The sequence below is a fragment of the Kribbella albertanoniae genome (assembly GCF_004348455.1).
GTDB lineage: Bacteria > Actinomycetota > Actinomycetes > Propionibacteriales > Kribbellaceae > Kribbella > Kribbella albertanoniae.
This window is the reverse complement of the sequence record NZ_SMKA01000012.1, coordinates 1-24,431: the sequence shown is the minus strand read 5'-3', so window position 1 is coordinate 24,431 and position 24,431 is coordinate 1. Positions and strand designations below refer to the sequence as shown.

The 24,431-nt window shown below is 67.1% G+C and carries 11 protein-coding genes and 1 pseudogene; 2 read left to right on the top strand and 10 right to left on the bottom strand.

Annotated features, from left to right (window positions below):
* Positions 1-39: 39 nt before the first annotated feature.
* The 3 genes from E1261_RS05445 to E1261_RS05435 form a co-directional block, all read right to left on the bottom strand.
* The gene (locus tag E1261_RS05445) at positions 40-762 is read right to left on the bottom strand and encodes an aspartate/glutamate racemase family protein (protein ID WP_202874320.1); all 723 of its coding nucleotides are present in this window, start codon (positions 760-762) and stop codon (positions 40-42) included.
* Entirely contained in the window at positions 759-2,246 is a 1,488-nt protein-coding gene (locus E1261_RS05440) for an NCS1 family nucleobase:cation symporter-1 (protein ID WP_132402794.1), read from the bottom strand. The genes E1261_RS05445 and E1261_RS05440 overlap by 4 nt, the downstream gene beginning before the upstream one ends.
* Before the next feature lie 153 nt (positions 2,247-2,399).
* Positions 2,400-3,104, bottom strand: a complete 705-nt coding sequence (locus tag E1261_RS05435) for a GntR family transcriptional regulator (protein ID WP_132402791.1) — start codon at positions 3,102-3,104, stop codon at positions 2,400-2,402.
* 127 nt (positions 3,105-3,231) lie between these two features.
* Here E1261_RS05435 and E1261_RS05430 point away from each other — a divergent pair, with 127 nt between their 5' ends.
* Complete coding sequence (locus E1261_RS05430) at positions 3,232-3,975, top strand: hypothetical protein (protein WP_132402788.1); 744 nt, start codon at positions 3,232-3,234, stop codon at positions 3,973-3,975.
* Here the strand turns inward: E1261_RS05430 and E1261_RS05425 are convergent.
* The 4 genes from E1261_RS05425 to E1261_RS05410 all read right to left on the bottom strand — a co-directional run bounded on the left by E1261_RS05425 (position 3,968) and on the right by E1261_RS05410 (position 17,660).
* Positions 3,968-6,763: a X2-like carbohydrate binding domain-containing protein gene (locus E1261_RS05425; RefSeq protein ID WP_202874319.1), complete on the bottom strand. Its 2,796-nt coding sequence runs from the start codon at positions 6,761-6,763 to the stop codon at positions 3,968-3,970. The two genes, E1261_RS05430 and E1261_RS05425, sit on opposite strands and share 8 nt — an antisense overlap.
* Positions 6,764-6,899: 136 nt before the next feature.
* Entirely contained in the window at positions 6,900-7,934 is a 1,035-nt protein-coding gene (locus E1261_RS05420) for an AraC family transcriptional regulator (RefSeq protein ID WP_202874317.1), read from the bottom strand.
* Between the two features lie 224 nt (positions 7,935-8,158).
* On the bottom strand, positions 8,159-14,308 hold the full coding sequence (locus tag E1261_RS05415) for an RHS repeat-associated core domain-containing protein (RefSeq protein WP_132402785.1): 6,150 nt from the start codon (positions 14,306-14,308) through the stop codon (positions 8,159-8,161).
* A 52-nt stretch (positions 14,309-14,360) separates the two neighbouring features.
* Positions 14,361-17,660 (bottom strand): LamG-like jellyroll fold domain-containing protein, encoded by a 3,300-nt coding sequence (locus E1261_RS05410; RefSeq protein WP_238176022.1) that lies wholly within the window; start codon positions 17,658-17,660, stop codon positions 14,361-14,363.
* 256 nt (positions 17,661-17,916) lie between these two features.
* Between E1261_RS05410 and rnhA the strand changes: the two genes are divergently transcribed.
* Entirely contained in the window at positions 17,917-18,444 is a 528-nt protein-coding gene (gene rnhA, locus E1261_RS05405) for a ribonuclease HI (RefSeq protein WP_132402779.1), read from the top strand.
* Positions 18,445-18,458: 14 nt separating this feature from the next.
* Here the strand turns inward: rnhA and recD are convergent, their stop codons facing one another.
* The 3 genes and pseudogenes from recD to E1261_RS05390 all read right to left on the bottom strand — a co-directional run.
* Entirely contained in the window at positions 18,459-20,222 is a 1,764-nt protein-coding gene (gene recD / locus E1261_RS05400; protein WP_132402776.1) for an exodeoxyribonuclease V subunit alpha, read from the bottom strand.
* Positions 20,219-23,515 carry a UvrD-helicase domain-containing protein gene (locus tag E1261_RS05395; protein WP_132402773.1) on the bottom strand — a complete coding sequence of 1,099 codons (3,297 nt, stop codon included), beginning with the start codon at positions 23,513-23,515 and terminating at the stop codon, positions 20,219-20,221. Before E1261_RS05395 ends, recD begins: the two co-directional genes overlap by 4 nt.
* Positions 23,515-24,431 (bottom strand): annotated as a pseudogene (locus E1261_RS05390) (exodeoxyribonuclease V subunit gamma); the annotation flags it as partial. The pseudogene E1261_RS05390 and the gene E1261_RS05395, both read right to left, overlap by 1 nt.

The following is a 24,431-nucleotide window of genomic DNA, read 5'->3' as shown; positions in this document are numbered from 1 at the left end:
GACTCGGTCCGACCACTCTGCCATGCAGGTTGGGTGATCTCAGGAAGCCGACGCGCTGATTGCTCTGACCGGTGGCAGCGCGTATTCGCCGAGTTTGCCGGTTGCGAGCCGCATCCGGAGCAGGCCTTCGACCACAGCGGTCGCCGCAGCGACGCCGTCGACGACGCTGACTCCTAGCTCGGCCGACAGGTCGTGGCAGAGGTCGGCCATCCCTGCGCAGCCCAGCACGATGGCGTCGGAGCCGTCGCTGGCGAGTGCGTCCTCGCAGGCACCGAGGATGACTGCTCTGGCCTTCGGATCGGTCTCGAGGTCCAGAACCGGGATCTCGCAGGCGTGGATGCCGAGACAGTGCGTGGCGACGCCGTACTCGGCAGCGAGATCGCGGGCCTGGCCGACGGTGCGGGACAAGGTCGTCACGATGCTGAAGCCTCGCCCGAGATAGGCCGCCGTCCGCATGGCTGCCTCGGCGATGCCGACGACGGGACCGCGGGCGAGTTCCCGGGCGGCCTTCAGGCCGGGGTCACCGAAGCAGGCGATGACGTAGCCGTCGTAGCCCGCCGCCTCTCCGGCAGTGATCTCCTCGAGGATTCCTGGTACGGCGAGCGCGGCGTCGGCGTGGCTCTCGATCACGACCGGCCCGTACGGCGGATTCGTCGCGTCAACGGTGACGTCCTGGCCCGCGGCGGCCCGGGCACACGCGCCGATCTTGGCGGTCATCGAGGCGGTGGTGTTCGGGTTGATGACCTTGATCCGCAGGGTCATGCGACCTGCTGCGGAACGCCGGCCCGGCCGGAGCCGGCCACGTTGGCCCGTTTCGCCAGGACCGAGTAGGCCGCGAAGCCGGCGCCGCATCCGATGAACCAGCTGTAGTCGCTGATCCACAACCCGGCGTCGATCCAGCGGGGGACCAGGACCGAGGCGACGGACAACAGACCTGCCGCGATGACAGCCTTGACGGCGCTGGGGTTGTAGCCCTTCGAGTAGTAGTACTCGCCGTCCTCGTCCATCGTGAACATGTCGTCCACGACCAGTTTCTGCTTGCGGATCAGGTAGAAGTCGGCGATCAGGATCCCGAACAGCGGGCCGATCAAGGCGCCGAGGATGCCCAGCGTGTAGTGGATGGCGGTGTCGTTGTTGTACCAGTTCCACGGCGTCAGGAGCACCGAACCGACCGCCGCGATCATGCCGCCCATCCGCCAGCTGATCCGCTGCGGACTGACGTTGGAGAAGTCGAACGCGGGCGAGATGAAGTTCGCCACGATGTTGATGCCCACGGTCGCGGTGACGAAGGTGGCGGCGCCGAGCACGATCGCGAACGTGCTGCCGATCCGCTCGACTGTCTGGATCGGATCGGTGATCAACTGTCCGTAGACCGGGACGGTGGCGGCCGCGGTGACGACCGTCAGCAGGGAGAAGAAGATGAAGTTGAGCGGCAGCCCCCACAGGTTGCCCTTCTTCACTGCCGCGAAGCTCTTGCCGTAGCGGGAGAAGTCACCGAAGTTCAGCATCGGTCCGGAGAAGTAGGAGACCACGAGCGCGATCGCGCCGAGCATCGTCCCGACCGTGGCCCAGCCCGACAGCCGGTGGTCGGACAGGTTGAGGTCGATGCTGAAGTCGGCCTTGACCAGCAGATATCCGCACAGCAGCATCATCGTGACGTAGACCGCCGGACCGGCCAGGTCGATGAACTTGCGGATCGTCTCCATGCCGCGCCAGAACAGCGCGGCCTGAGCCACCCAGAGAATGGCGAAGCCGGCATAGCCGAGGACCGACAGGCCGAGGAAGCCGTGCTGTGTGACGTCGGCCCAGGGAGCCAGGCCGGGCCAGAACTTGAGGAACACGATGTTGAGCGCGGCGGCGGCCAGGAACGTCTGGACGCCGTACCAGGCGACTGCGATCAGGCCGCGGATGATGGCGGCGATGTTGGCTCCGCGGACGCCGAAGGAGACCCTGCTGATCACGGGGTAGGGGACACCGGCGAGCTGGCTCGGCTTGGCCACCAGGTTGCAGAAGAACTGCACGATGCAGATGCCGGCGATCAGGCAGACGAACACCTGCCAGCTGGTCAGTCCGAGCGCGAACAGACTGCCCGCGGTCAGATAGCCACCGACACTGTGTACGTCGGACATCCAGAACGCGAAGATGTTGTACGCGCTCCAGGACTGTTTCTGCAGCGGGGCCAGGTCCTCGTTGGTGAGCCGAGGGTCGTAGCTGGTCCGAGGGGCGATCTCGGTCAGGTCGGTCATCAGGAGCTCCTCGGGGCCGGGCCGCGCTTGCGGAGGTCACGCGGCCAGTGCAGCGACGCTAAGGAGAACTCGTTTCGGCGACGGACCTCGCCGGTAAACCCAGGATTTCCGTTGAAATATACGCAGCCGCTGAAAGACACGCGGCCCGATCGGTCACGCGTGGTCGGCGAAGCATTCGGGATCGTCCGCGAACCGGCCGATCGCCGTCCGGAGCCGGGCGTAGTGCCCGTCCGACTCGGCGATCAACGTGGCCGCGTCGCGGGCCACGAACGCTGCCACCATCCGCTCGTGATCGGCATGCAACGCCGCCCGGTCGTGGTCGGGTACCCGCGACATCGGCCGGGCCGGCTCAGTGATGTTCCACGCAGATTCGTACATCTTCACGAGTCGCTGCATCCCCGACGCCGCGATCAGCGCGAGATGGAACCGGCGCGCCGCCGCGTCGTACGCACGGTCGTCGCCGCGCTCGATGGCGACCCCGAGTTGCGCGTGGACCGCCCGGACCTCCTGCACGTGTCCTGCGTCGGCAGCACCGGCCGCCGCCCGCAGAGCGGCCGACTCGAGCGCCTGGCGTACGTCGTACAACTCTCTGAACTCGCCGAAGGTCAGCTTGGCCACGCTGTAGCCGATATGCGGCCGATGCTCGACGAGTCCTTCGGCCAGTAGGGTCTTGAGCGCTTCGCGAACCGGGATGGGACTGACCCCGAAGAAGGCCGCGACCTCGTCGATCGGAATCGGAGTGCCGGGTTGCTGGTCGCCGGTCAGAATGGCATCCCGCAGGTCACTTTCCAGGGCCGGTGTCCCGCTCGCGTCACCGGTCCGCACCAACCGGGAGGCAAAGGGCGACCGACGACGCATCCACCGACCATAAACCGCCGATGTTTCGCCCAGGTTGCCGCCGCAGAACCGGAGCAGCCAGGGTCCGGCTCTTGGCTGAGTAGTTGTACCGATTCCGGGGGTGGCGGCGTCGGGCAGTCTGCCGGGTATGTCGAAGATCTGGGTGTTCTGCGGGGCTGTGGTCGTCACCATCGTTGCGATCGTGCTGGTTGCGATTGCCGACGTACCGCTGCAGGAGATCCTGTTGCTGTTCCTGGGTGTTCTGTGCCTGCTCTGGCTGATTCTGCTGCTGACTGTGCCGTGGAACCTGTACTTCCAGGCGCATGCGCTGATTCACGAGATCCGGACGAGCCGTGACCGCGGCATCGACGTACCGGCCGAGCGCGAGCCGGAGGCTCGACGCATCGCCTCGCGCATGCGCTGGTTCGCGGTCGGCTCGCATCTGGTGTCTGCGGCACTCGTTGCCCTGGTCACCTATCTGTCCGGCGGCGCGATCGGCTACTACCTGGCCGGCCTCTACCTGGTCAGCACATTGTTCCGCCCGGCCGGCGCCTACTTCAGCTACCTGCGCGACCGAATGACAACCATGCTGCAAGACGTCAAGCACCCCCGGGACGACCTGATCGAAACCCTTCGCCGCCTGGACACCATGAAGGCCGACCTCAAGACCTTGAAGGACGAATCGAGCGATCAGGACGCCCGCCTGTCTCACCTGAAGCAAGGTCTCGCCACCGCCGAAGCTCACGCCGTCGCCCGGGACAGAGCCTTGCACGCCAAGGTCGACTCCCACGCCCGCCAGTTCGAGCACTCCTTGACTCGCCTCACCGACAACCAGGAAGTCATCGCCGGTCTCAAAGCCTTCCTCCGCCTCACCCGCTCAGAACTCAGCTGATCGTGTACCGGATCATGTCGTTGCGAAGGACGGTTCCGGAGACCTTCACGATCCGCAGTACGTGGTCGGTGTTGCTGAGGGCGGATCGGGTGAACACGCTTTGCAGGGTGCCGCGGGTCGAGCTTTGCAGGTTCACTCGTTGGATGAGGACGTTGTCGACGTACACGTCAGCTTCGCCTTGGTCGGGGGCTACGGCCGTGAGCCAGGTGACGCTCGTGCCCTTGAAGGCGAACTCGAAGGACGCGCCGTTCGCGGTCGCCGCGTGGATGTCGTCGCGGTAGTCGCTCCTGAAGGTGAAGGCCAGGCTGCTGTAGCCGATCGGCTGTGCCGCGAGATAGCTCTTCTTGATCGTGACCACCGCACCGGATGTGGTGTAGTCGGTGCCGTTGACCAGCGTCGTGCCGCCTCGCTGGATGGAGGTCAGGTCGCTTGCAGGTCGGCCGAGCTGTACGACGACGTCCGCCTGAGCGGATGCCTTCTTGTCGAAGACCGCGGTGTCCGGCGTGAGAAGACTCGGCTGTCGTATGTCGAGTCGGTCGACCAGTATGAACTGGCCGGACTTCTTCACTCCGCGGATCGTGTGTGTTCCGTTCGCCAGCCCGGAGATGCTGTAGACGACCTGCTGGACTCCACGGCCGCTGGCCTGGCTGGTGTTGACGGTCTGTTTGAAGGTGCCGTCGATGTAGATATCGACCTCGCCTTGTGATGGATGCGTTTCGGTGACGTAGTCGACGCCCGTTCCGGCAAAGGTCGAGCTGAATGCGTCATCGTTCGCTTCGGCGTACTGGACGTCGTCGCGGTAGTCCCCGAAGCCGCGGCCGGTGCTGTTGCCCCACGACCCGGTGTAGGTAATCTGCGCGTCGTTGTTGTTGAGTGAGACGGTCCGCACACCGCCCGGCGTGCGGATGTTGAACTTGTCGAGCAGTATGAACTGACCCGACTTCTTCACGCCCCGGATCGTGTGGATCCCGTTGGTGAGACCGGAGATGCTGTAGACGACCTGCTGCGCGCCACGGCCGCTCGCTTGGTACGTGCTGACGGTCTGCTTGAAGACACCGTCGACGTAGATGTCCACGTCACCTTGCGACGCGTGCTTCTCGGTCACGTAGTCGACGCCGGTCCCGGTGAAGGTGTACGAAAATGCGTCGCCGTTCGTCTCCGCGTACTGGACGTCGTCCTGGTAGTCACCGAGTCCGCGGCTCCAGCTACGGCTCCACGTGCCCGTGTAGTTGATCGCCGGGTTGTCGTTGTTCACCTCGGTGGTGCGGACGCCGGCCGCGGGTGCCGTACCGCCTGCCGTGGTGTCCACGGTCGTCACAGCCAGCGAGTCTGTGATCGTCGTGACCTCACGGCCACCGTTGCGCTGCCAGGTTCCGGCGTACTCGACACGCTGGTCGTCGTCGTTCACGCTGATCGTTGAGCCTGCCTGCGGCGTCACCTTCAGCAGCCGTACGCCGTGCGCAGGCACTGCGGTCGCCGTGAACCCTGACGCGAAGCTGCCGAGGTCCTGTTTGGCCCACAGATCACGCACCTGCGCTCCGCCGGCCAGACCGAGGTCGGACCAGTTCGCGGTGACCGTGGACGGTGAACCGCCGAGGTTGAACAGGGCAACGGTGTAGCTGCTGTCTGCGTTCAGGGAGTACCAGACCTGCTGGTCGGTCGCGGTAGACACCGGCTGGGCTGGGCGGCCGGCCTGGTTGACCGCGATCACTTCGGTGTTCGTCAGCAGGCTCAGGCCGAACTGATCGAGTTGCGTGAGGTCGTTGCCGAGGTAGAACGGTGCCGCCGACACAGCCCACAGCGTCGCAGCCGTCCGCCGTTCGTCCTGGGTGAGGCCGTCCATCGCGCCGTTGCCCACGTTCAGTGAGTCGAGGTCGTTCCAGCCGCCGGGGCCGGCATGTCGCCACCAGTCGGCGAGTTTGGGGAACAGCCTGCTGATGTTCGGCCAGGCGGTGAGGGCTTGCCCGGGGCAGTAGCACTCGACGTCCCAGTCGATCCGCCAGCCGTTCGCGTACTGCTTCCAGTAGTCGGCGTAGTTGATATCGAGCGCCCACGAGAGTTCGAACCAGATCCCGTGCGGGGTCAGCGCCTGCGACCAGCCGGCCACCTCGGCGCGTGCGTCCATCGAGAGGTCGTTGTGACCGGAGCCGGGGGTGACGCTGTCGAACTTGAGGAAGTCGATGCCCCACTCGGCGTACAGATCGGCGATCGAGTTGAGATAGGCCTGTGCGCAGGGTTTGGCCATGTCGATGCGGTGGCCGAAGCCCCAGTAGTCAGCCTGTTGCAGCGGCTGGAGTGCGAGGTCACCAGTCCGGCACTCCGGATGCCCGAAGACCGGGAGATTGGCCTGTCGCAGGGCGGGCGAGATGCCGGGGATGCTGTAGATCCCGACCTTCTGGCCGTTGGCGTGGATGTGGTCGATAACTTCCTGGAACCCGTTCGGAAACAGTGCCGTGCTGGGCTTCGGGCGGCCGTAGGCATCGACACCGTCGTTCCAGCCGGCGTCGATGTTGATGTACTTGTACCCGTACGGCTGCAGCTTCTGGTGCATCGCATCGGACTGTGCCTTGAGCTGTGCGGCGTTGATCCACGTTCCGCCGTTGGGGGAGTAGACCTGCATGCTGTAACTGCTCCAACCCATGTACGGCGTTCGCGCGGCCTCACCGGCGGGTCCGGTCAGCGGCTGCACAAGCGTGACGTTTGCGGCGGCCGCCGTACGGGCCGGTGCAGCGACCGAGGTCGAGGACAGGCCTAGGGGGATGAGCGTGGCAACCACCAGCGTCGCCACCGACACACGTAAGCGTCTGTGTCCAGGAAAGATGGCCATGGCAGGGTGACCTTTCTGTTGGTCCAGAGCTGGGCCGGACAGCGCCGATAATTAATTCACGACGTTCAGAAAGTCTGCACTCCACCGTGCTGCGTGGCTAGGTCTCGCTGACAACCCGCGCGTGGCTGTGGACCCGGACGGCCCCCACGGTTGTGTCGTCTGCGTCCAGTAGATATTGCGCTCTGAACTCGCGGGGGCTCATGCCGTAGCGCTGACGGAATGCGGTGCTCAGTGCGCTGTTGGAGGAGAAGCCGCAGATTTGGGCGAGCTCGCCGATGACGATGTGAACAGGGCTGCGCAGGCGTTCGTGGACAAGTGCGAGTCGTTCCTCCCGGATCAGTTCGCGGGGCGTCGTGCCTGCCTGCTGCAGGGCCAGCTGAACCTGCCGCAGTGACCAGCCCAGGGCACGTGCCACCGTGGCGCCGGTCAACCCTGGATCGGTGGCGTGCTCTCGCAGATACCGTCTGACCATCGCTTCGACCTCGCCCAGGCCACCCTCGGTTTCCGGTCGGTCGTCACCGGCGGCGAGCATGCACAGCAGATCGACCAGCCGATCGCAGACCGCATCGAATTCGGCGGCCGACAGGTGTGCCCGCTGAGCGAACAGTTCACCCAGTATGCCCACGAGGACCCGGCCCAGGCCGCGGTCGGTGTCGAGAATCCGGGATGCCGATCGGCGCGTCCGGGGGCGCAGGCGGCTGTCCATCTCCGCCCCGGGAATCGTCAGCAGCGCGATGTCGGCGTGGTCGAGCTTCGCTTCGAAGCGCGAATTCGACGACGCCAGGAACGCCCCACCTGGGCCGATCCGAAACTGCTGATCATCCTGGCTGACCAGCAGTTCACCGCGGATCGTCACCATCAGCGTGCGGTTGCCGTGCGGCTCCTCGGATGCCATGGCAGCGGTTCGATGTCCCTGCGCACAGTCGGCCGACGCCCGGCCGAGCGTGTAGGCAGCCGTGCCGATGCGAAGCAGCCGGCCCCGGAAGGTCCCCGGCGAACAGGTCGGATCCACCCGGTAACGGGTTGCCGCGCTGACGACGCTCATCCAGTACTCGACACGTTCGGGTGGTCTGACGTCGTCCGTCGTCCACGAGGCGATCGAATAGGACGAAACCGGGGGCGCGGTGGTCATGGTGGCCTCATCTTGGTCGGGCGCGAAGAGCCGGGGGCGGTCACTTCTTACGGCTTACGAGTCTCCTATGAAGGATTCTTTCGCATCCGGCCGGTCCCACAACCCCCACCGCCGCATCCTTACCGTGCCTTAAGTCCCGGCACCGGACACGTCGGCACCGCCGCGGTCGAAGAGATCTCCTCCGGCCACGACGGTGCCGCCGCGAACGCGTTCAGCTCAGACGGTCAGCAGATACTGAAGACGTTCTTTCCCCAGACCTTCCACGAGACCACGCACTTCGTCTTCTGCTTGGGCTTGTTGTTGCGACTTGGAGAGCGGGTGTCGCCGCCGAGCATCTCGTAGAGCATCCACAGGCCGACGCCTCGTCTGGTTGCCCTTCCATCGGCCTTGAACTCGCCCTTGACCTTGCCGAGTTGCCCCCTCGGCGTGACGCCGCCCTTCTTCCAGATCTCGCCGACCCGGTAGAGGGTCCAGCTGCCCCGGGCGACGACGTACCACTTGGCGTAGTACCACCCGCCGCCGTCGTCCTTGCCCTTCGCGAGGGCCGAGCCGAGGACGGCGCAGGTGTTGGCCGGGGTGCCCCTGATGAACCGGCAGATCGCGTAGCCGGTGGCGGCGACCTTCACCAGCGCGTAGTCCTCGCCGCCGAGGATGGAGGCCTTCTTTTTCTTCTTGGCCCGGTCCTTCGCCTTTTGCTGTGCCTTCTTCTTCGCCTTCGCGGCGGCTTTCTTGGCCGCCTTCTTCTTGAGCTTGGCCGCCTTCTCCCGCGCCTTCTTGGCAGCGGCCTTCTTGGCCGCCCGCTTGGCCGCCGCGATCTTCTCCTGCTTCTTCTTCTTCACGAGGTAGCGCTGGTAGTCGCAGCCGTCGCAGTAGTGCTTGGCCTTCTTGACAGCCTTCTTGTGCGCCTTCTTCTTTTTCTTGGGAGCCTTGTTGTAGCCGCCGCAGCCGTCGCAGTAGTGGCCGCCGGGCAGTACGCGCCATTCGCCGTCGGCGTCGCTGGCCGTGATCGGGGTGTTGTCGGCGTACGCGTAGCCGTTGAGCTGTTGCGGGTTGTCGAAGTCGGCGACGGGGTCGGTGGAGATGAAGCGTCCGCGGGCGGAGTCGTATTCGCGAGCGCCGAGGTGAGTGAGTCCGGTGGGGTCGTCGACGCCGTCGACGAAGCCGTGTTTGTCGGGCCAGGTCGTGGGTTGGGGGCCGCGGGCAACGCCGAAGGGGGTGAAGCGGCGCTGCTCCTGGGTGAGGTCGGTGGCGTTGACCGTCAGAGTGTTGGTGCCGTGATGGTCGGCGACGGTGAAGTTGAGACCCGATTCGTTCCGTACGGCGCCGGCGGTGCCGAGGTCGTAGTAGCGGGTGGCTGTCACCGTGCTGGTGGGGCTGAGGTGGAGTTCGGAGTTGTCGAGATAGAGGGTGCTGCCGTCGGTGTCGCGGGCGATGAGCCGCTCGCCGTCGGCGTCGTACAGGTAGCTGGTGGCCTTGCCGTTCTCGGTGAGGGTGGCCAGATTGCCTTCGGCGTCCCAGCTCAGAGTCTGAGCCTTCCCGGCGACGTTGCGGGCGGTGGTGTTGCCCACGGCGTCGTAGGTGAAGGTGTCCGTCCTGGTGCCGGTGGCGACGCTGTCCAGTGCGTGCGGACGGGTTCCTCCGGCGGCTGGGTAGGTGTAGTTGGAGGTGGTGGCGGCGCCGGTGACCGGGTCATGGTTGGTCTCGGTGAGCCGGTTGCCGGTCTTGTCGTAGGTCCAGCCCTGCCAGTACGGCGCGGATCCGGCCAGTGCGCCGGCGCCGGGCTGAGTGGCACAGTCGGCAGCCGGGGTCCATGCCTCGGTGAGCCGGCGCAGGTGGTCGTAGCTGAAGCACTGGACATCACTCGTACCGCCCTGAGGTGTGTCGGCGATCTTGGTGATGTTGCCGGCCGCGTCGTAGGTGTACTTCACGTCCGCCAGGTGTTCGGGGGCACTGGAGCGGTCGACCAGCACTCGGTCCAGCTTCCGGGTCGCGTCGTCGTAGAACGCGGAGTGGACGAGCTGCTTGCCGGCCGCGGCGGACAGGGTCGACTGGGCGACTTCGTCGTACGGGGTGTAGGTCGCCGCGGTGAGCATCGTGCCGAGACCGCTGTTCGCGGTCTGCAACCGGCCGGCAGCGTCATAGCCGTACCGCAGTGTCTCCGCCTCGAGCCCACCCGCTGCCGGATAGGACACCAGCGACGGCAGCCCGGTAGCGGTGTAGCCGGTGTTGGTCTTGTACGACCCGGCCAACGCGCCCTCGGAGGTGGGAATCGTGGTGGTCTTGGTCAGCGGCCGGTACCGGATGTCGTAGGCGTCGACCGACTTGGTGTAGGCGTTGCCGTTGACGAAGCGGGTCGAGCTCGCGAGCGTGCCCTTGACGCTGGTGCCCGAGACGAGTGTGTCGTAGGTCCACTGGGCGCGTTTGGTGCCGGAGGTGGATCCGTCATACATGCCGGTACGGCGGCCCATGGCGTCGTAGGTGTAGGCGAGAGTGGCGCCGCGTGCGTCGGTGCTGGTGAGCACCTGACCGGCGTCGTCGTAGGTGAACTTGCTCGTCCCGGTGTCAGGGTCCTCGCGTTGGGTGACTCGGCCGCGCAGATCGTAGGTGGTGTCCCAGGTGTTGCCCGCCGGGTCGGTCGTGGTGACCATGTCGCCGCGCTTGTTGTAGGCGTAGGTGGTCGCGTCGTAGGAACCGGTCGGCGAGCCGCTGGTGTACTGCCGCAGCTCCACCTCCGCGTCGTCGGCATCGGTGATGGACGTGGTGGCGGTCTCGCCGTCCGGCGGGTCCACGCTGATGCGGTCGCCGCCGTACGTGGTAGTGGTGCGCCATTTCTCGAACCCGTGCGAGCGGAAGATCTCCACGGTTTCGCGTTCGGCGCCGTCGTAGATGGTCAGGTCCTGACCGGGCAGGGACGCGTCGCTCACCCCGGTCAGCAACGTCGTACCGGCGGTGCCGTTGTTCCAGTACGCGCCGTTGGCCTTCACCTCCAGGCCGCGTGAGTCGTAGAACGTGTCGGTCACGATCCGGCCGCCGTCAGCCGCGGGGTCCTGGGTCTGCCGTTCGCGCAACTGCCCGTCGTACAGGTCGTAGCTGGCCTCGTACGTGCCGTCGTCGCGGACCTCCTCGGTGGTGATCACCGACGGCGCGTCCTGGCGGATCAGGTAGGAATACTTGAGGTTCGGGGTCTTTCCGGCCGCCTTGGACCGGTCCGGCAGCCACACCGCGGTGATCCGGCCGAGCGGGTCCCGTGCCGTGTCGGTACGGCGCCCGTTCAGGTCGACCTCGGCCAGCGATTCACCGAACGCGGGCTCGACGGTCGTCGTGGTCACATGCCCCGCCGGGTTGGTCGCGGTGACAGTGGTGACGGCCGCGCCACTGGCCGGGGCATAGACGGCCGACGACTTGCGGTCCAGCTGGTCGTAGGTCTCGATCGGCCGGCCGTACGAGTCGTAGGTCGTGCGCCCCTCCTGGGTGTAGACCGGTGTGGTGCCCGAGTAGGAGGCGAGTTCCTTGGTGAGGGTCTCGTCGCCCTTGGTCGGCGCCGCCCCCAGTGTGGTGGATCCGTCGTAGTAGGTCAGGTCGTCGGACACCGCGTCCGCCGGGTACGACGGTGTCGCGGTGCAGGCCACGGACACGGTCTGCTCGCGGGCCTCGAAATCGATCAGCCACGACGAGAGGTTGCGGGCGTACGTGGTGCGGGTGCATTGCTCGTCGCCGGTCTTGGCGGTGTCGCCGAGGTCGTTCTCCTCGATTTCGAGCCCGTAGGAGTCGTAGCTGGTGCGGGTCTCGGTGTGGCGCCATCCACCGGACGACAGCGCCTCGCGGGACCGTTCGGCGGCCTCATGGACCCGGTAGGCCTTGATCGTGCCGTTGCGGGTGACCTGGGTGGCGGTGGGGGAGGAGATCAACGGGTCGGTGATCACACCCTCCAGCACGCTGCCACCCGCCTCGGTGAAGGTGAGGGACTCGCGTTTGAACCCGGCCAGCGCGGGGTGATCGGTGACCGTGCCGCCGAGGGAGTCGGTGACGGTCATCGAGCGGGTGCCGCCGTTCGGGAGCTTGTCGCCGTCCATGCCGCGCAGGTACAGGCTTTCTTCCTGGGAGCGGGTCTCGCCGGGGTTGCCGTGGAGCTCCCGGACCCGGCCGTAGCCGCGCCACTGTCCCCACGTGCGGTACTTCACGGGGGTCAGTTCGTTGTCGTCGTAGTGCCATGCGCCGCCGCCGACGTACTCGTAGTCGGTGCGCTCGGTCCCGGCCACACCGGCCTGGTCGTCCTCCAGCACTGTGACCGGCACGTATTTGTGGAACCAGTCCAGCGTCAACGACGTTGACCCGTCGGCCTGCCAGTACTGCGGGAAACACCGCTTGGTGTTCTGGCTCGGCACCGGCAACGAACCCGCCGTACACTCCGCCGCCGAGTAGTTCACGTGGACGTGCCCACCGGCCTCGTCGTACACGTCGGTCAACCGCCACTTGGACATCGGCGGAATCCCTTCCGCGGCGTCCACCCGGTTGGCCAGTTGCACGCCCTGGAACGACACCGAAGGAAGCGACGCGGTCCCGCCGACCTTGCCGGTCGCGGTGATCGACGCCAGCCACAACGCCGGCGATGATCCGTCACCAGGGTCACGGAACTCATAGCCCAACGCCCACGACATCGCATCCCGGTAGGTCGTCCCGGACACCCACAGCTGGGTCGTCACCGCTGTCAGCCGCTTGCGCGTCCAGAACGTCGGCGAATACAACCCCGTGCACTTCGCACCCGCCGAACAGTTCTGGTCGTACGGCACGTCCGGCCAGTTCGCGGCAGTGGCGGACGTGATGTCGCCGGTGCCGCAGGTCGCACCCGCCGCGCAGCGTTCGTCCACCGTGAACGACACCCGCATCGGAGCCGCCGCTGAATACATCGACGTGGACCGCTGGCCGTAGTCGACCCGCTTCAGATAGCCGCCGCGCACGTACTGGGTGCCGGCGGTCGCGGTCAGGTTGCGGCCGTAGTAGTTCGTCTCGCTGCCGTAGAAGTACGACATGGCGTTGCCGTTCGGGTCGACCACGTAGTCCAGGTTCCAGCGCCACGCCTGCGTGCAGTACGACGCCGCGAACGACGCCCCGTGGCACGGCTCGGCCGCGTCGTTGCCGAACACCGGCGCCGTCCAGACCGAACCGGTCACCTCGTTACCCGTGGCCCACCCCGGCAGCCGGTTCAACCCGAAGTAGTACTGCGTGCCGTCGCGCGACGTCAGCCGCCAGTGCTCGCCGTCGTTGTCGCCGTTCACTCCACCGGTCAACCGTTCCAGTCGCGAACCGTCGTCGTCCCGCAGTTTCCAGGTACCGGTGGCGTCGTCACGGACCAGTTCGGACGCGGTCCCGCCCAGCACCAGGTAGGCGTTGTCGGTCTCCCAGCAGAGGTCATAGGGCTTCGGCGTCGTCGTCACCTCATCGGCGCACGACGTGTACCGGCGCTCGACGAATCCCTCGTCCAGGCCCCAGCCCTCACCGACCCACGACGACTGGTTGTTCGTCGACGCCACCCGGCCGTCGATGTCACCCGACGAATAGCCCAGATCCAGATCTGGTTCCGGGCCGCCCAGACTCTCCGGGCTGTCCATCGGATAACCCCACGTGAACGCACCTGACGAGCCGCCCGCGTTCCACGACGCCGAGGCCGACAACGCGGTCGGCTTGTAGCTGCCCGCGCTGCCCGCCGGTGCCGACGACAACGCCAGCACCGTCTCCTGACTCGACGCGGCGACCTCGGTAGCGATCCGGTTGTCGCCGGTGGCGCTGGACGTCAGCACCTGCCCGTCGGAGCACCCGGCCTTGTCCGGTGTGGTCAGCGCACACGCCGGCAGCCGCACCAGTCGCAGCCGGCTTGCCCAGTCACCGCCGTACGCCGAACGGAACGCCGAGTAGTCCACCTCGACCTTCACCTGGCCACTGCTCGCCACCGAATCGGTGCGACCGACGGTGAACAGCATCCCCGAAGCGCCCACCTTCTCGGCAGCCGAACGGTCGTGAACCTGAACGCGTACCCGGTTCACACGCGTCGACGCAGTGCCCTGGACCCGCCCCGCGCTGACCCGAACCGGCAACTGGCCAGCCTGTGTAATGGTGCCGTCGGCGGGGAGCGAGACCTCCGCCGTACCCGCCTCCGGTCGACTCACCTGTGGAGGTTGACGCAGCACGGACGCTGCCTTCGGATCGGCCGGACGCGACCTCGGCGCGGAATCGTGCCCAGGCACGGACCGCTCGTTCTGCGCCGCGGGCCGCCACGCATCCGACGTACCGACGTCGGCCTGCGCGGCGGGCACGGCGACCAGACTGCTGGCCGCGAGCGCGACGGCCGTGACTATTCCGGTGAACGGCACCAGCATGGCGCCACTCCTCTCATCAAACGGGGCGGAACTGTGTCCACGAGCGGGTGGGTCACAGTTGGGAAGGCAAGTAGAGGTCGGCGATCTGCTGATCCGTGAGCACACCGGAATGCATCTGTACGTCGTCTATGGCGCCGGTGAAGAAGTCACGGAGGCCGGCCGCCGACGTCCAGCCCGCTCCGAAGCGTGCCGCGCCGGCCGCGTTCCACGCACTGCGGTGATAGGTCTCGGCCACGAACTGGCCGCCGACGTACAGCCGCAGCGTCTGGTCCTTCGCGTCGTACACTCCCGCGACGTGCGTCCACTGACCGGCAACTGGCTCGTCGAACGGGCCGACCGCCGTGTGTACCTCCGCAGACACTGAGTCCGCGACCGGCATCGCCACCGACCAGCGATAGCCGCCGTACAGGTCGTCCCAGACGTATCCCAGGCGGAAACCGCTGACCTGCGAGCCGTCCTGGCTGATCACGACTTCGTTCTTGCCGACCGCGGACGGCTTCACCCAGGCGGCCACCGTGAAGCTGCCGTCGGTGCGGACCGCCGGCCCCGAGGCCGTCAGCACACCGGTGGTGCCGTTCAGTTGCACCGCGTTGCCGGTCTTGCCGGCCACGCGTGACGCGCCGCTGGCCGACCAGCTCGCCGGATGCGCCCCGGCGGTGTCGCCGGCCGTCGTTCCGGAGCTCTCGTCCATCAGCCAATGACCGTCGCGCCGGGCCACCTGCTGGATCTCGCCCGGCAGCAACACCCGGTTGTGCACCTGCAGCTGGTCAAGGTCACCCGGCCAGTACTCGCCGTAGACGCCGTTGACCTTCGACCGCCCGATCTGGAACGAGCCGGCCGCGCTCCACGGCGTGGTGTACGCCGTGGTCGCCTCGAGAACACCGTTGACGTAAAGCCGGATCTGGGCGCTCGGTGCGTCGTACACACCGGTCAGGTGCACCCACCTGCCGTCCGCCGCGGGCACCGTCGTGGAGATCGCCTTGGTGTACGTCGGCGAGGCGACGTCGGCCGAGGTGCGTTGGAAGATCCACCGCCGAGAGGAGCTCGAGTAGGACAACGTGAAGGCGCCGGCCTGGCTCCCGACCTGGGTGGCCACCACCGCGTTGTGCGAGATGTCGGTCAGCCGCACCCAGCCCGACACGGACAACGAGTTCGATGTGTTGACCACCGATGCGGTCGTCGCGGCGTACCCCGTCGTGCCGTTGAGCGTCAGGGCACCGCCTTGCCGGCCGTCACCCCAGGACGCGCCGCCGGCCAGGGTGGCGCTGTGCCGGCCAGGCGCGGAGTCGACCGCCACCGTGCCGTCACCGGTCTCGTCCAGCCCCCAGTCCGCGACCGGCCCCGGTGCCGGTGCGGCGTAGAACACCGCCGTCACCACCGCGGAGCGGTTGCCCCCGGCATCGACCGAGCGGACGTGCAGCCAGTTCACGTACCGATCCGGTACGACGGAGATCGCCGCCTCGGCACCCGGCTGCGACGGCGTCGCCGTCAGGTTCAGCGCGGTCGACGTACCGTTCAAGGTGTACTCGTACTTGACCACGTCGGACTCGCCGTTGGCGCCGAACGTGACCGGCAGGCTCGTCCCCATCACCGCGTCGCCGGACCCGTTGTCCGGGAACCCCGACGACACTGCCGTGGGTGCCTCAGGCGCCGCGTCATCCACGGCGAACTCACACCACGGACTCCACGCGCTGACGTCGATGCCGTCCTCGGCGCGCACGCGCCACTTGCCGACCACACCGTTGCCGAAGGCACCTGACGGAACAGAGGTCGCCACGACCGTGGGCGTCGCACCCGCGACGACCGGTGAGACGTACTCCCCGGCCGGGGCCGTGCCATCGGCCGTCCACCACTCGAAGTGTGCCTGGACCGAGTTGTCGACGTCGTGGAGAGTCGCTCGAAGCGTCGGCGTCACCGTGGACACGACCAGCCGATCGGGACCCGTCACACACGAGGCCGAGCCTTCGGTGGTGAGGTTCGCCGGGCTGTCGGGAATCGTGTTGTAGTCGATGGTGATGCTCGGGTTGTTGGCGAACTTCTTCCACGAGTACGTATCGTTGTTGGTCTCCGCCGTCGTCGACGTCCGAAGTCCCTGCGTGACGTTGGACCAGCCGTTGGCCGCGGCGTTCGTGATCTGGCTGGTCACGTTGAACTCGACCCCGCCGGCCGGGCAACTGGACGACGAGAAGCCCTTCGCGAAGCTCTTCTTCTCCATCTGGTACGCCCAGGTCGGCTGGTTCTTCCAGGTGGTGGCCGAGGAGATCGGGTTGGTCGCCCACACCTGTACCTCGCGCACCGTGCACGACCACGACCAGTTCGACGCTGTCTGCAGCGTGGCCTTGAGGATGTGCTTGTACTTCACGCCGCTGGTGTCGAACTGGAAGAACGAGCGGGTGCGCTTCTTGTCCGTGCTGTCATAGCCCACCCGGGCGACCTTCTCCGACGTTCCGAGGTTCGCGCCGTTGTAGAACGACGTGGTCGGGTAGTTGCTCCAGACTTGGGTCCAGGCCTGCTTGACGCCGGACCACGACGGGTCGATGTAGACCGGGAACCGAGTGGTCTTGGCGTTCAGCAACGCCCGATCCGGCACGAGCGACAGCTGATCCCCGGCGACCCGGGCGCCGACCGCCGTGACCCGGCCACCGGGCTGTACGGCGGACCCGCGACCGGACGAATCCCACATGTACGGCGCGGGTCCACTGAACACGACTTCGCCGGCCGGATCGGTCGCAGTCAGCCCCGCCGCCGTGGAACGAACCACCAAACCCTTGGTGGTCAGGCGATACGGCAGCGATCCGAGCGCCGGGTTCGCCGCGGCTGCCGCGTTCTTGACGACCAGGATCTGCGACAGACCAGCAGTCGAGGCAGTCAGGACGAGGTCGACGCCGGGAAAGACCTCCCGGTAGGTCGCGGTCTCGCCGGACAGCACCGGCTGGGGCAGTTTGCCCGGCCAGCCGACAGCCAGCTCACGGCCGTCCTGGCGAAGCTGCACGAGAGGCATCTCGCCGCCACCGGAGAACGCCAGATCGAGCGGGCCGGCGATCGGCGCTACCGTTCCGTCGGCTCTGGCCCGCAACGTCATGTTCACCGGCACCCATCCGGACGACCCGTGGACCCGTACCGGCAACGCCGACTCGTGCCTGGTGAAGGAACCGTCCGGATTGGCGAACACCTGCCCGGTCTCGGTGGTCAGCGTGCCGACCTCGACCTGGCGCCTTGTTCTGGCGGCGACATTCTGCGCCTGTGCTTCGCCCAGCACCGTCGAGGCCTCGTCCGACACCGTCGCAGAAGCAGCCGGCGTCGACGTGACGACGACCAGGCAACCTCCGAGGAAGGCGAGGACACAGCTCATCGCCACGCCCCACGCCACCTTCGGCAAACGAGACCGGCGCCGCGAACGACCGGCTCCGGCAACACGACATCGATGAGACAGGGTGGGCATGACGGCCTCCACGGCGACGAAGGAAGATCTGAGTCCTCCCTGCCAAGGAACACGGTCCGGCACCGTCGCGTCCACGAACGCCCCCGCGATCCTGCGCGTATCGACAACAGCCGTGCGCGTGCCGGTCGGCACGCACTACCTCGATCCCCGGCGATAGGGTTCGGCGGTGACTGACAAGCGGCTTGTTGAGATCTTCACCGACGGGGCCTGCAGTCCCAATCCGGGGCCTGGTGGGTGGGGCGTGGTGCTGCGGTACGGGGAGCACGAGAAGGAGTTGTACGGCGGAGAGCCGGGGGAGACCACCAACAACCGGATGGAGTTGATGGCTCCGATCATGGCGCTGGAGGGCCTGACCCGGGATGGCGAAGTGGTGAAGGTTCATACCGACAGCACGTACGTGCGGAACGGCATCACCCAGTGGCTGCCGAGGTGGAAGCTGAACGGGTGGCGGACGTCGGCGAAGTTGCCGGTCAAGAACGCCGATCTGTGGCAGCGGCTGGAGCGGGCGAACGCGCGACACGACGTCGAGTGGTTCTGGGTGAAGGGGCACGCCGGGCATCCGGAGAACGAGCGCGCCGATCGGCTCGCGGTCGAAGGGCTGGAGGAGGCGATCGGAAGCGCGGTGGTCCAACCGGGTGCGAGATTCCGGCCGGCTCCGGTTCAGCCTGACCCGGAACCCAGTCTTTTCGACTAGGCCCGGGACCAGGATCAGTTGGTCAGGCGTTGGCGGAGGCCGGTTGCGCGGAGGGCGCGGCGGCTGAGGGCTGAGCGGATCGCGGCCTCGGTGCCGACTACTCGCACTCGGTCCTGGGCGCGGGTGACTGCTGTGTAGAAGAGTTCTCGGGTCAGGAGGCGGGACTCTTCGCCCGGCATCAGGACGGTAACTTCGGTGGCTTGGCTGCCTTGGGCTTTGTGGATGGTCATGGCGTGGAGGGTTTCGATGTTGCCGAGCCTGGTGGGGGCGAGGTCGAGGCGGCCGCGGGTGCTGTCGATGCAGACTCGGAGGGAGCCGTCAGGTCGTCGGATCGTCACGCCGACGTCTCCGTTATAGATGCCGAGGGTGTAGTCGTTGGCGGTCACCAGTACCGGCCGGCCGACGTACCAGGTGTCCCAGAGCGGGTCTTCGGTTTCTTCGGTGATCCACCGCTCGACGGTCCGATTCCAGTGGCTGACTCCCCATGGGCCTTCGCGGTGGGCGCAGAGAAGGCGATGGCGATCCAGTGCTGCCAGCGCGGCGTCTGTGTCGCCGGCCTCAGCGGCGGCCCTGATTGCCAGTACGTCGGGGAGTATCGCCGAACGCAGAGTTTCGAGAGGATCGTCGTCATCGACGAAGTGGACTCGGTCACCGCCTTCACGCAGTACGTCGAGGACGACCTCTGGCTCGCCGTCGCGAATGGCCAACGCCAGCTTGCCGATCTCACCTCCGAACCGGTGTGAGGTCCGAAGCTCGGCCGCTTCGATGTGCCCGCCGGCGACGAGTCCCTCGACGAGATCGGCGAGTACTGCGCCTGCTTCGATGGATGCCAGTTGGTCGGGGTCGCCGACCAGGACCAGGTGGGCCTCGGGCCGGACCGCATCGAGGAGTCGCGCCATCATCGTCAGCGAGACCATCGAGGTCTCGTCGACGATGACGATGTCGTGCGGTAGACGGTTGTCCCGGTCGTGGCGGAACCGCGTCGACGAATCGGGTCGCCGACCGAGCAGCATGTGCAGGGTTCGGGCCTGAAATTCGCCGAGTCTGTCTCTGTCCTCCGCAGTGAGGCGCTCAGTCATCTCGCGCCGAACCGCCTCCTCGAGGCGGCCTGCTGCCTTACCGGTTGGTGCGGTGAGGGCTATTCGCGGGCGGCGATCCCCGGCCAGCTCGGCCTGCTCTGCGAGGAGGGTCAGTAGGCCCGCGACCGTGGTGGTCTTGCCGGTGCCCGGGCCGCCCGTCAGGACCGTCGTCCACTGCCGGGCAGCTGTTTCGGCCGCTGTCCGCTGTTCGATGTATGCCGGACCGGGGAAGAGGCGGTCGAGTCCGGCGGTCAGAGCTTTTTCACTGGCAATGGTGGGTGCGGGTCGGCCGGCGCGGCGGCGAAGGTTCTGATCGACCTCGTCCTCCTCTCGCCAGTAGCGATCGAAGTACAGGCGAGTGCCCTCAAGGCGGAGTGGGTGTGGGGCGCTGAGCAGCGGACTCGCCTTCACAGCCGCGAGCCACTCGTCCAGGGCAGGCCAGGCCAGCTCGGTGCCATCGTCACCAACCTCGGCACGGACCTCGGCGAGATCGAGGCAGACGGATCCGGCTCGAACGGCTCGTGCTACCAAAGCACAGGCCAGCGCCACGGATTCGTTGCTTTCAGCAAGCATCGCGGTGAGCCGGGAGGCTACGTGGACGTCGGCGGCCACGATCACGCCGGCTGTGTTGAAGTCACGCAGGATCCCGGTCGCGGCAAGCGCGAGGGTCGAGTCGAACTCGTCAACGGTCGCGGTCATCGTGTGCTCCCGTCGAGCAGTTCGGACAGGGCGAGTACGAGTGCTGTCGGCATCGGCCAGCTGAACACCCCGGCCGGATGGCCGTCCACGACTGGTGTCTGCGGCCCGCACATCCCGCGCAGGTAGAGGTAGATCACTCCACCGAGATGTACGTCGGGGTCGTAGCCCGGCAACCGCCATCGGAGGTACCTGTGCAGAACCACCGAGTAAAGCATCGCCTGCAATGGATAGTCGGAGTGCAGCATCGCGGCACCCAACTGCTCCGGAAGGTACTCCGAAGAGGTCGCGGGCTGCTCGGGATCGCCGAGCCGGTTGGTCTTGTAGTCGACGACGACGAAGCGGTGCCCCGAGCCATGCGGAATCCGCAGTACGACGTCGATCGAGCCGGTGAGGTAGCCGCGCAGGCTCTGCCGACCGAGCAGTGGCTGTTCGAGGCGATCGGCGTACGGGAGGAGCGGATCGTCCGCCGGCAGGTGGGTGCGCAGCAATGGCGCCAACTGCTCCAGCCGGACATCGGCCGGAACCGATTCGTCGCCGCCGGCGAGCGGGATCTCGAAGTCGAGTTCGCGGAGCCGGTCGGCGCGGCCCAACTCGCCGAGAGTCAGACCGGGAACCAGCGGACCGAGGGGTGTCGTGTGCATCGGCAGCAGCGCGGTGGCCAGCGCCTCGGCGGTCACGTCGACTCGCCAGAATCGCAACTGCTCGCGGACCTTCGCGGTCAGTTCGGCCTGCAGATCGGGCGCCTGCGGATCGGCTTCTTCGAGCACAGCGTGCACGAGCGACCCGAACGTGGCTCCCGCCGGGAGTCCATCCATTGGAGACGGGAGCGCATCGATCGGCGCCAGCCCAGCTGCTGATACCGGATCGACGGTCTCGTCCTCCAGCTGACTCTCTTCGTGTTCGCTGGCGACACCGCCGACCTGTTGGTCGGCCGCACGGATCAGCCCCGAGTACGACGTACGGCGCCAGGTGAGGTCGACTTCGCGGGTGAAGGCTCCGGACGCGAGCCCACTGGGGAGTGCCTCGGGGACGGGCTCGGAGTGCTCGGCGATGACGGAATCCTCGATCACTGGCCCACCGGCCTGCTGCCAGCGCCGCAGCCAGGTCAGCACTTCGTCGTCGGAGGATGACCTGTCGAGAGTGTCGGGCACGATCGCTTCGCCTTGTTTCCGGCCGCGCAGCAGCCGCGAGATGCCGCCATTGATCTCATCCCAGGACGGCGCCCACCAGGCCACGACCTGTGACTGGGCGCGGGTCAACGCGACATAGGTGAGGCGAATGTCGTCACCGGCCTCCTCGACCCGCCAGAGCTTCTGATTGGCGCGGTGACCGCGGTGCCTCTTGCCGCCGAGGTCGAGACACCGTTCGCCGTCCTTGTGGAAGACCAGGAGCTCGGTCTCCTCGACCACATGGCGGGTGAAACCGAACGGCAGGTACACGACTGGATACTGCAGGCCTTTGCTGACCCACACAGTCATGATCTGTACGGCGGCTGCGTCGCTGTCGAGTCGCCGAGTTCGCTCGGCCGTGCGTCCGTGGCCGGTGCACTCCGCACGCAACCAGTCGAGCAGGGCGGGCAGTCTGAAGCCCTCGCGATGAGCGGTCTCGTGGAGCAGTTCGGCCAGGTGAGCCAGGTCGGTCATGTCGCGCTCGCCACCGCGCCAGCCGAGGACGCGCTGGGTCATCCCGTGCGCCTGCGCGGCCTCGAAGACGGCCGCGACCCCACTGATTCGCAGCCGGTCGGCCCAGGCTCGCAGCGTCTGCCCGGTCCGGTCGGTGAGCTCCTCGCCACCGGCCCGCAGGCTTGCCGCCGTTTCGCCGAAGAACATCGTGGTCGCCGCGGCGCGGACCATGCCGGAGCGGTGCGGTTGCTCGAACGCCTCGAGCAGACAGAGCCAGTCCTTGGCGGCCTGCGACGAGAAGATGTCGAGGTCTCCGGAGTAGACGGCCGGGATCCCGGCTCGGGCCAATTCCTCCCTACAGACGCGCGCGTCCTTGTGCGTCTCGACGATGACCGCGACATCACCAGCGCGGACCGGTTGATCTGCGTACGTCGCGCCGGCGGTCAGCAGCCGACCGATGTCGGCCGTCAGATCGCGGGCGATGTGGTCGCGGAGCTCGTCGATCGGGACGCTCTTTCGCCGGGCCGAGCCGAACTGGTCCCTGCGTGCGACCCGCAGCCGGAAGGGGGCGACGGACGGTGCTCCAGCAAGCCTGTTGCCCTGGTGATGGGCGGCGACCGGGTGTACGACGATGTCCTTGTGGCCGAGCTGGGCTCCGCCCAGGACGACTTGGAGGCAGTCGACCAGCGGCTGGTCGCTGCGCCAGTTCGTATCGAGGGTACGTCGCTCTCCGGCCGTGGCCGCGGCGGTGAGGTAGGTCGCGATATCGCCGCCACGGAACGCATAGATGGCTTGCTTGGGGTCACCGATCAGCACCAGGGTGCTGGCCCCGTTGAAGGCTGCGTCGATCACCTTCCACTGCACCGGGTCGGTGTCCTGGAACTCGTCGACCATGACGACGGACCACCGACGTTGCATCTGCTTGCGGGCCGGCGCGTCGGGATCCTCCAGGGCGGCCGCGAGCCTGGTGAGCAGATCGTCGTACCCGAGAATGCCGAGGCGGCGCTTGCGACGCTCCATCTCAGCCAGTACGGCGTGCGCGAACTCGATCCGAACGCCCTCCGGCGAACCCACGGCGTACTGGTCCGGAACCAGCTTGGTGTGTGGGTTGGCGACTGCTTTCAGCGCAATCTCGAGTGCGGTGGCCCGGTTGATGGGCGGCTGGTCCGCGAGGTTCCCGAAGAGGCTGAGGTAGAGGTCGTCGACCACCTCGGTGACGAGGTCTCCCAGGTCGTCGACCAGCGTGACGCCCGCATCGGTGTCACCTGCGACGCCGAGCGATCGCAGCACGAGCTGACAGAACTGATGCGTGGTTGCGATGGTCGCGGCGTCGAAGTTGGCCAGCGCATCGCGAAGCCGCAGATGCCGCTCCGCGATCTCTTCGGCGCTGCCCTTGGCGAGGTGACCGAGAAGGCCCTCGTCGGCAGCCCAGCGGGCCGGGTCGGTCAGTGCGATTTCGGCGTCGAGCAACTGGGTACGTACGCGCTCGCGAAGCTCCTGGCTGGCCGCGCGGCCGAAGGTGATCAGCAGCATCTCGTCGAGCCTGGCGCGGCCCTCGGCCACGAACCGGGTGACCAGTCCGGCCAGCGCATAGGTCTTGCCCGTGCCGGCACTTGCCTCCAGTACGACGGTTCCGGTCGGGAGGTCACCGAGAAGATCGAACGGTTTCATCACGACCCTCCTTGCTCGTAGCGAAGCATCGGTTCCCAGAGCCGGGCGGCGTACGCGCCGAGCCGAGTTCGCTCGCCCGGGCGGTCCTCGCCAGGCCGGGTCGGTTCCAGGAGGTCGTCGAGCCGGCTGTAGGGACCCCAGACGCGGACGTGCGCGGGATCGGCGTTCTCGCCGTCGTAGGCGGCCGGGCTCCATCGTCGGCCGGCCGCGGTGGCCGGATCGTCTCCGGTACGGCGTGCTTCGTACCAGGCGAACGAAGTCTTGAGTGGAAGCGGAAGCGGCTCGCGCCGGCCGGCGTCGTAGATCGCGGCCAGGTCGGCAAGCAAGCCGCGGGCTTCCGGTCCGACCGGGCCGAAGAGCCGGCTCGCCGGAGTGTTCCGGCCGCGGCCGATGGCCAGCGCCGTCCAGTTGTGGTCGTCGTCGTTGGCCGACAGAGCGAGCAGCTGAATCCAGCAGGACAACAACTGCTTGGCGTCAAGTCGGGAGAAGCCGACCGAGACCAGCCGGTGGCCATGCACAGTCGGCACGGTGCCGGTCAGCCGTCGGCCGCCGCCGAGATCGACGTCCAGATCACAGGCCCGGGATCTGACCTGCCGGTGCGGATACGCACTGAGCGCGACCTCTTTGGCTTCGTCGCGTACGTCGGTCGCCGTCCGCCAGCCGAGTCGTCCCGGTGGCAGCGTGCCTCGTCGCCACTCTGCTTGCAGCGCGTCGTTCGGGTGGACTCCGGCCAGCATGTCGCGGAGCAGCCGGTCGCCGACCGACCACTTCTGCAGGTTGTCGATCTCCACCGGCATCTGGTCCGAGACGCCCTCGACCTCCCACGGCAGCGTCAGGTCGAGCGCCCGGAAATATCCCTTCACGGGGTGCCGGAAGAACGCCAGGAGATCAGCCAGGGCGATGTCCTCGTCACCAG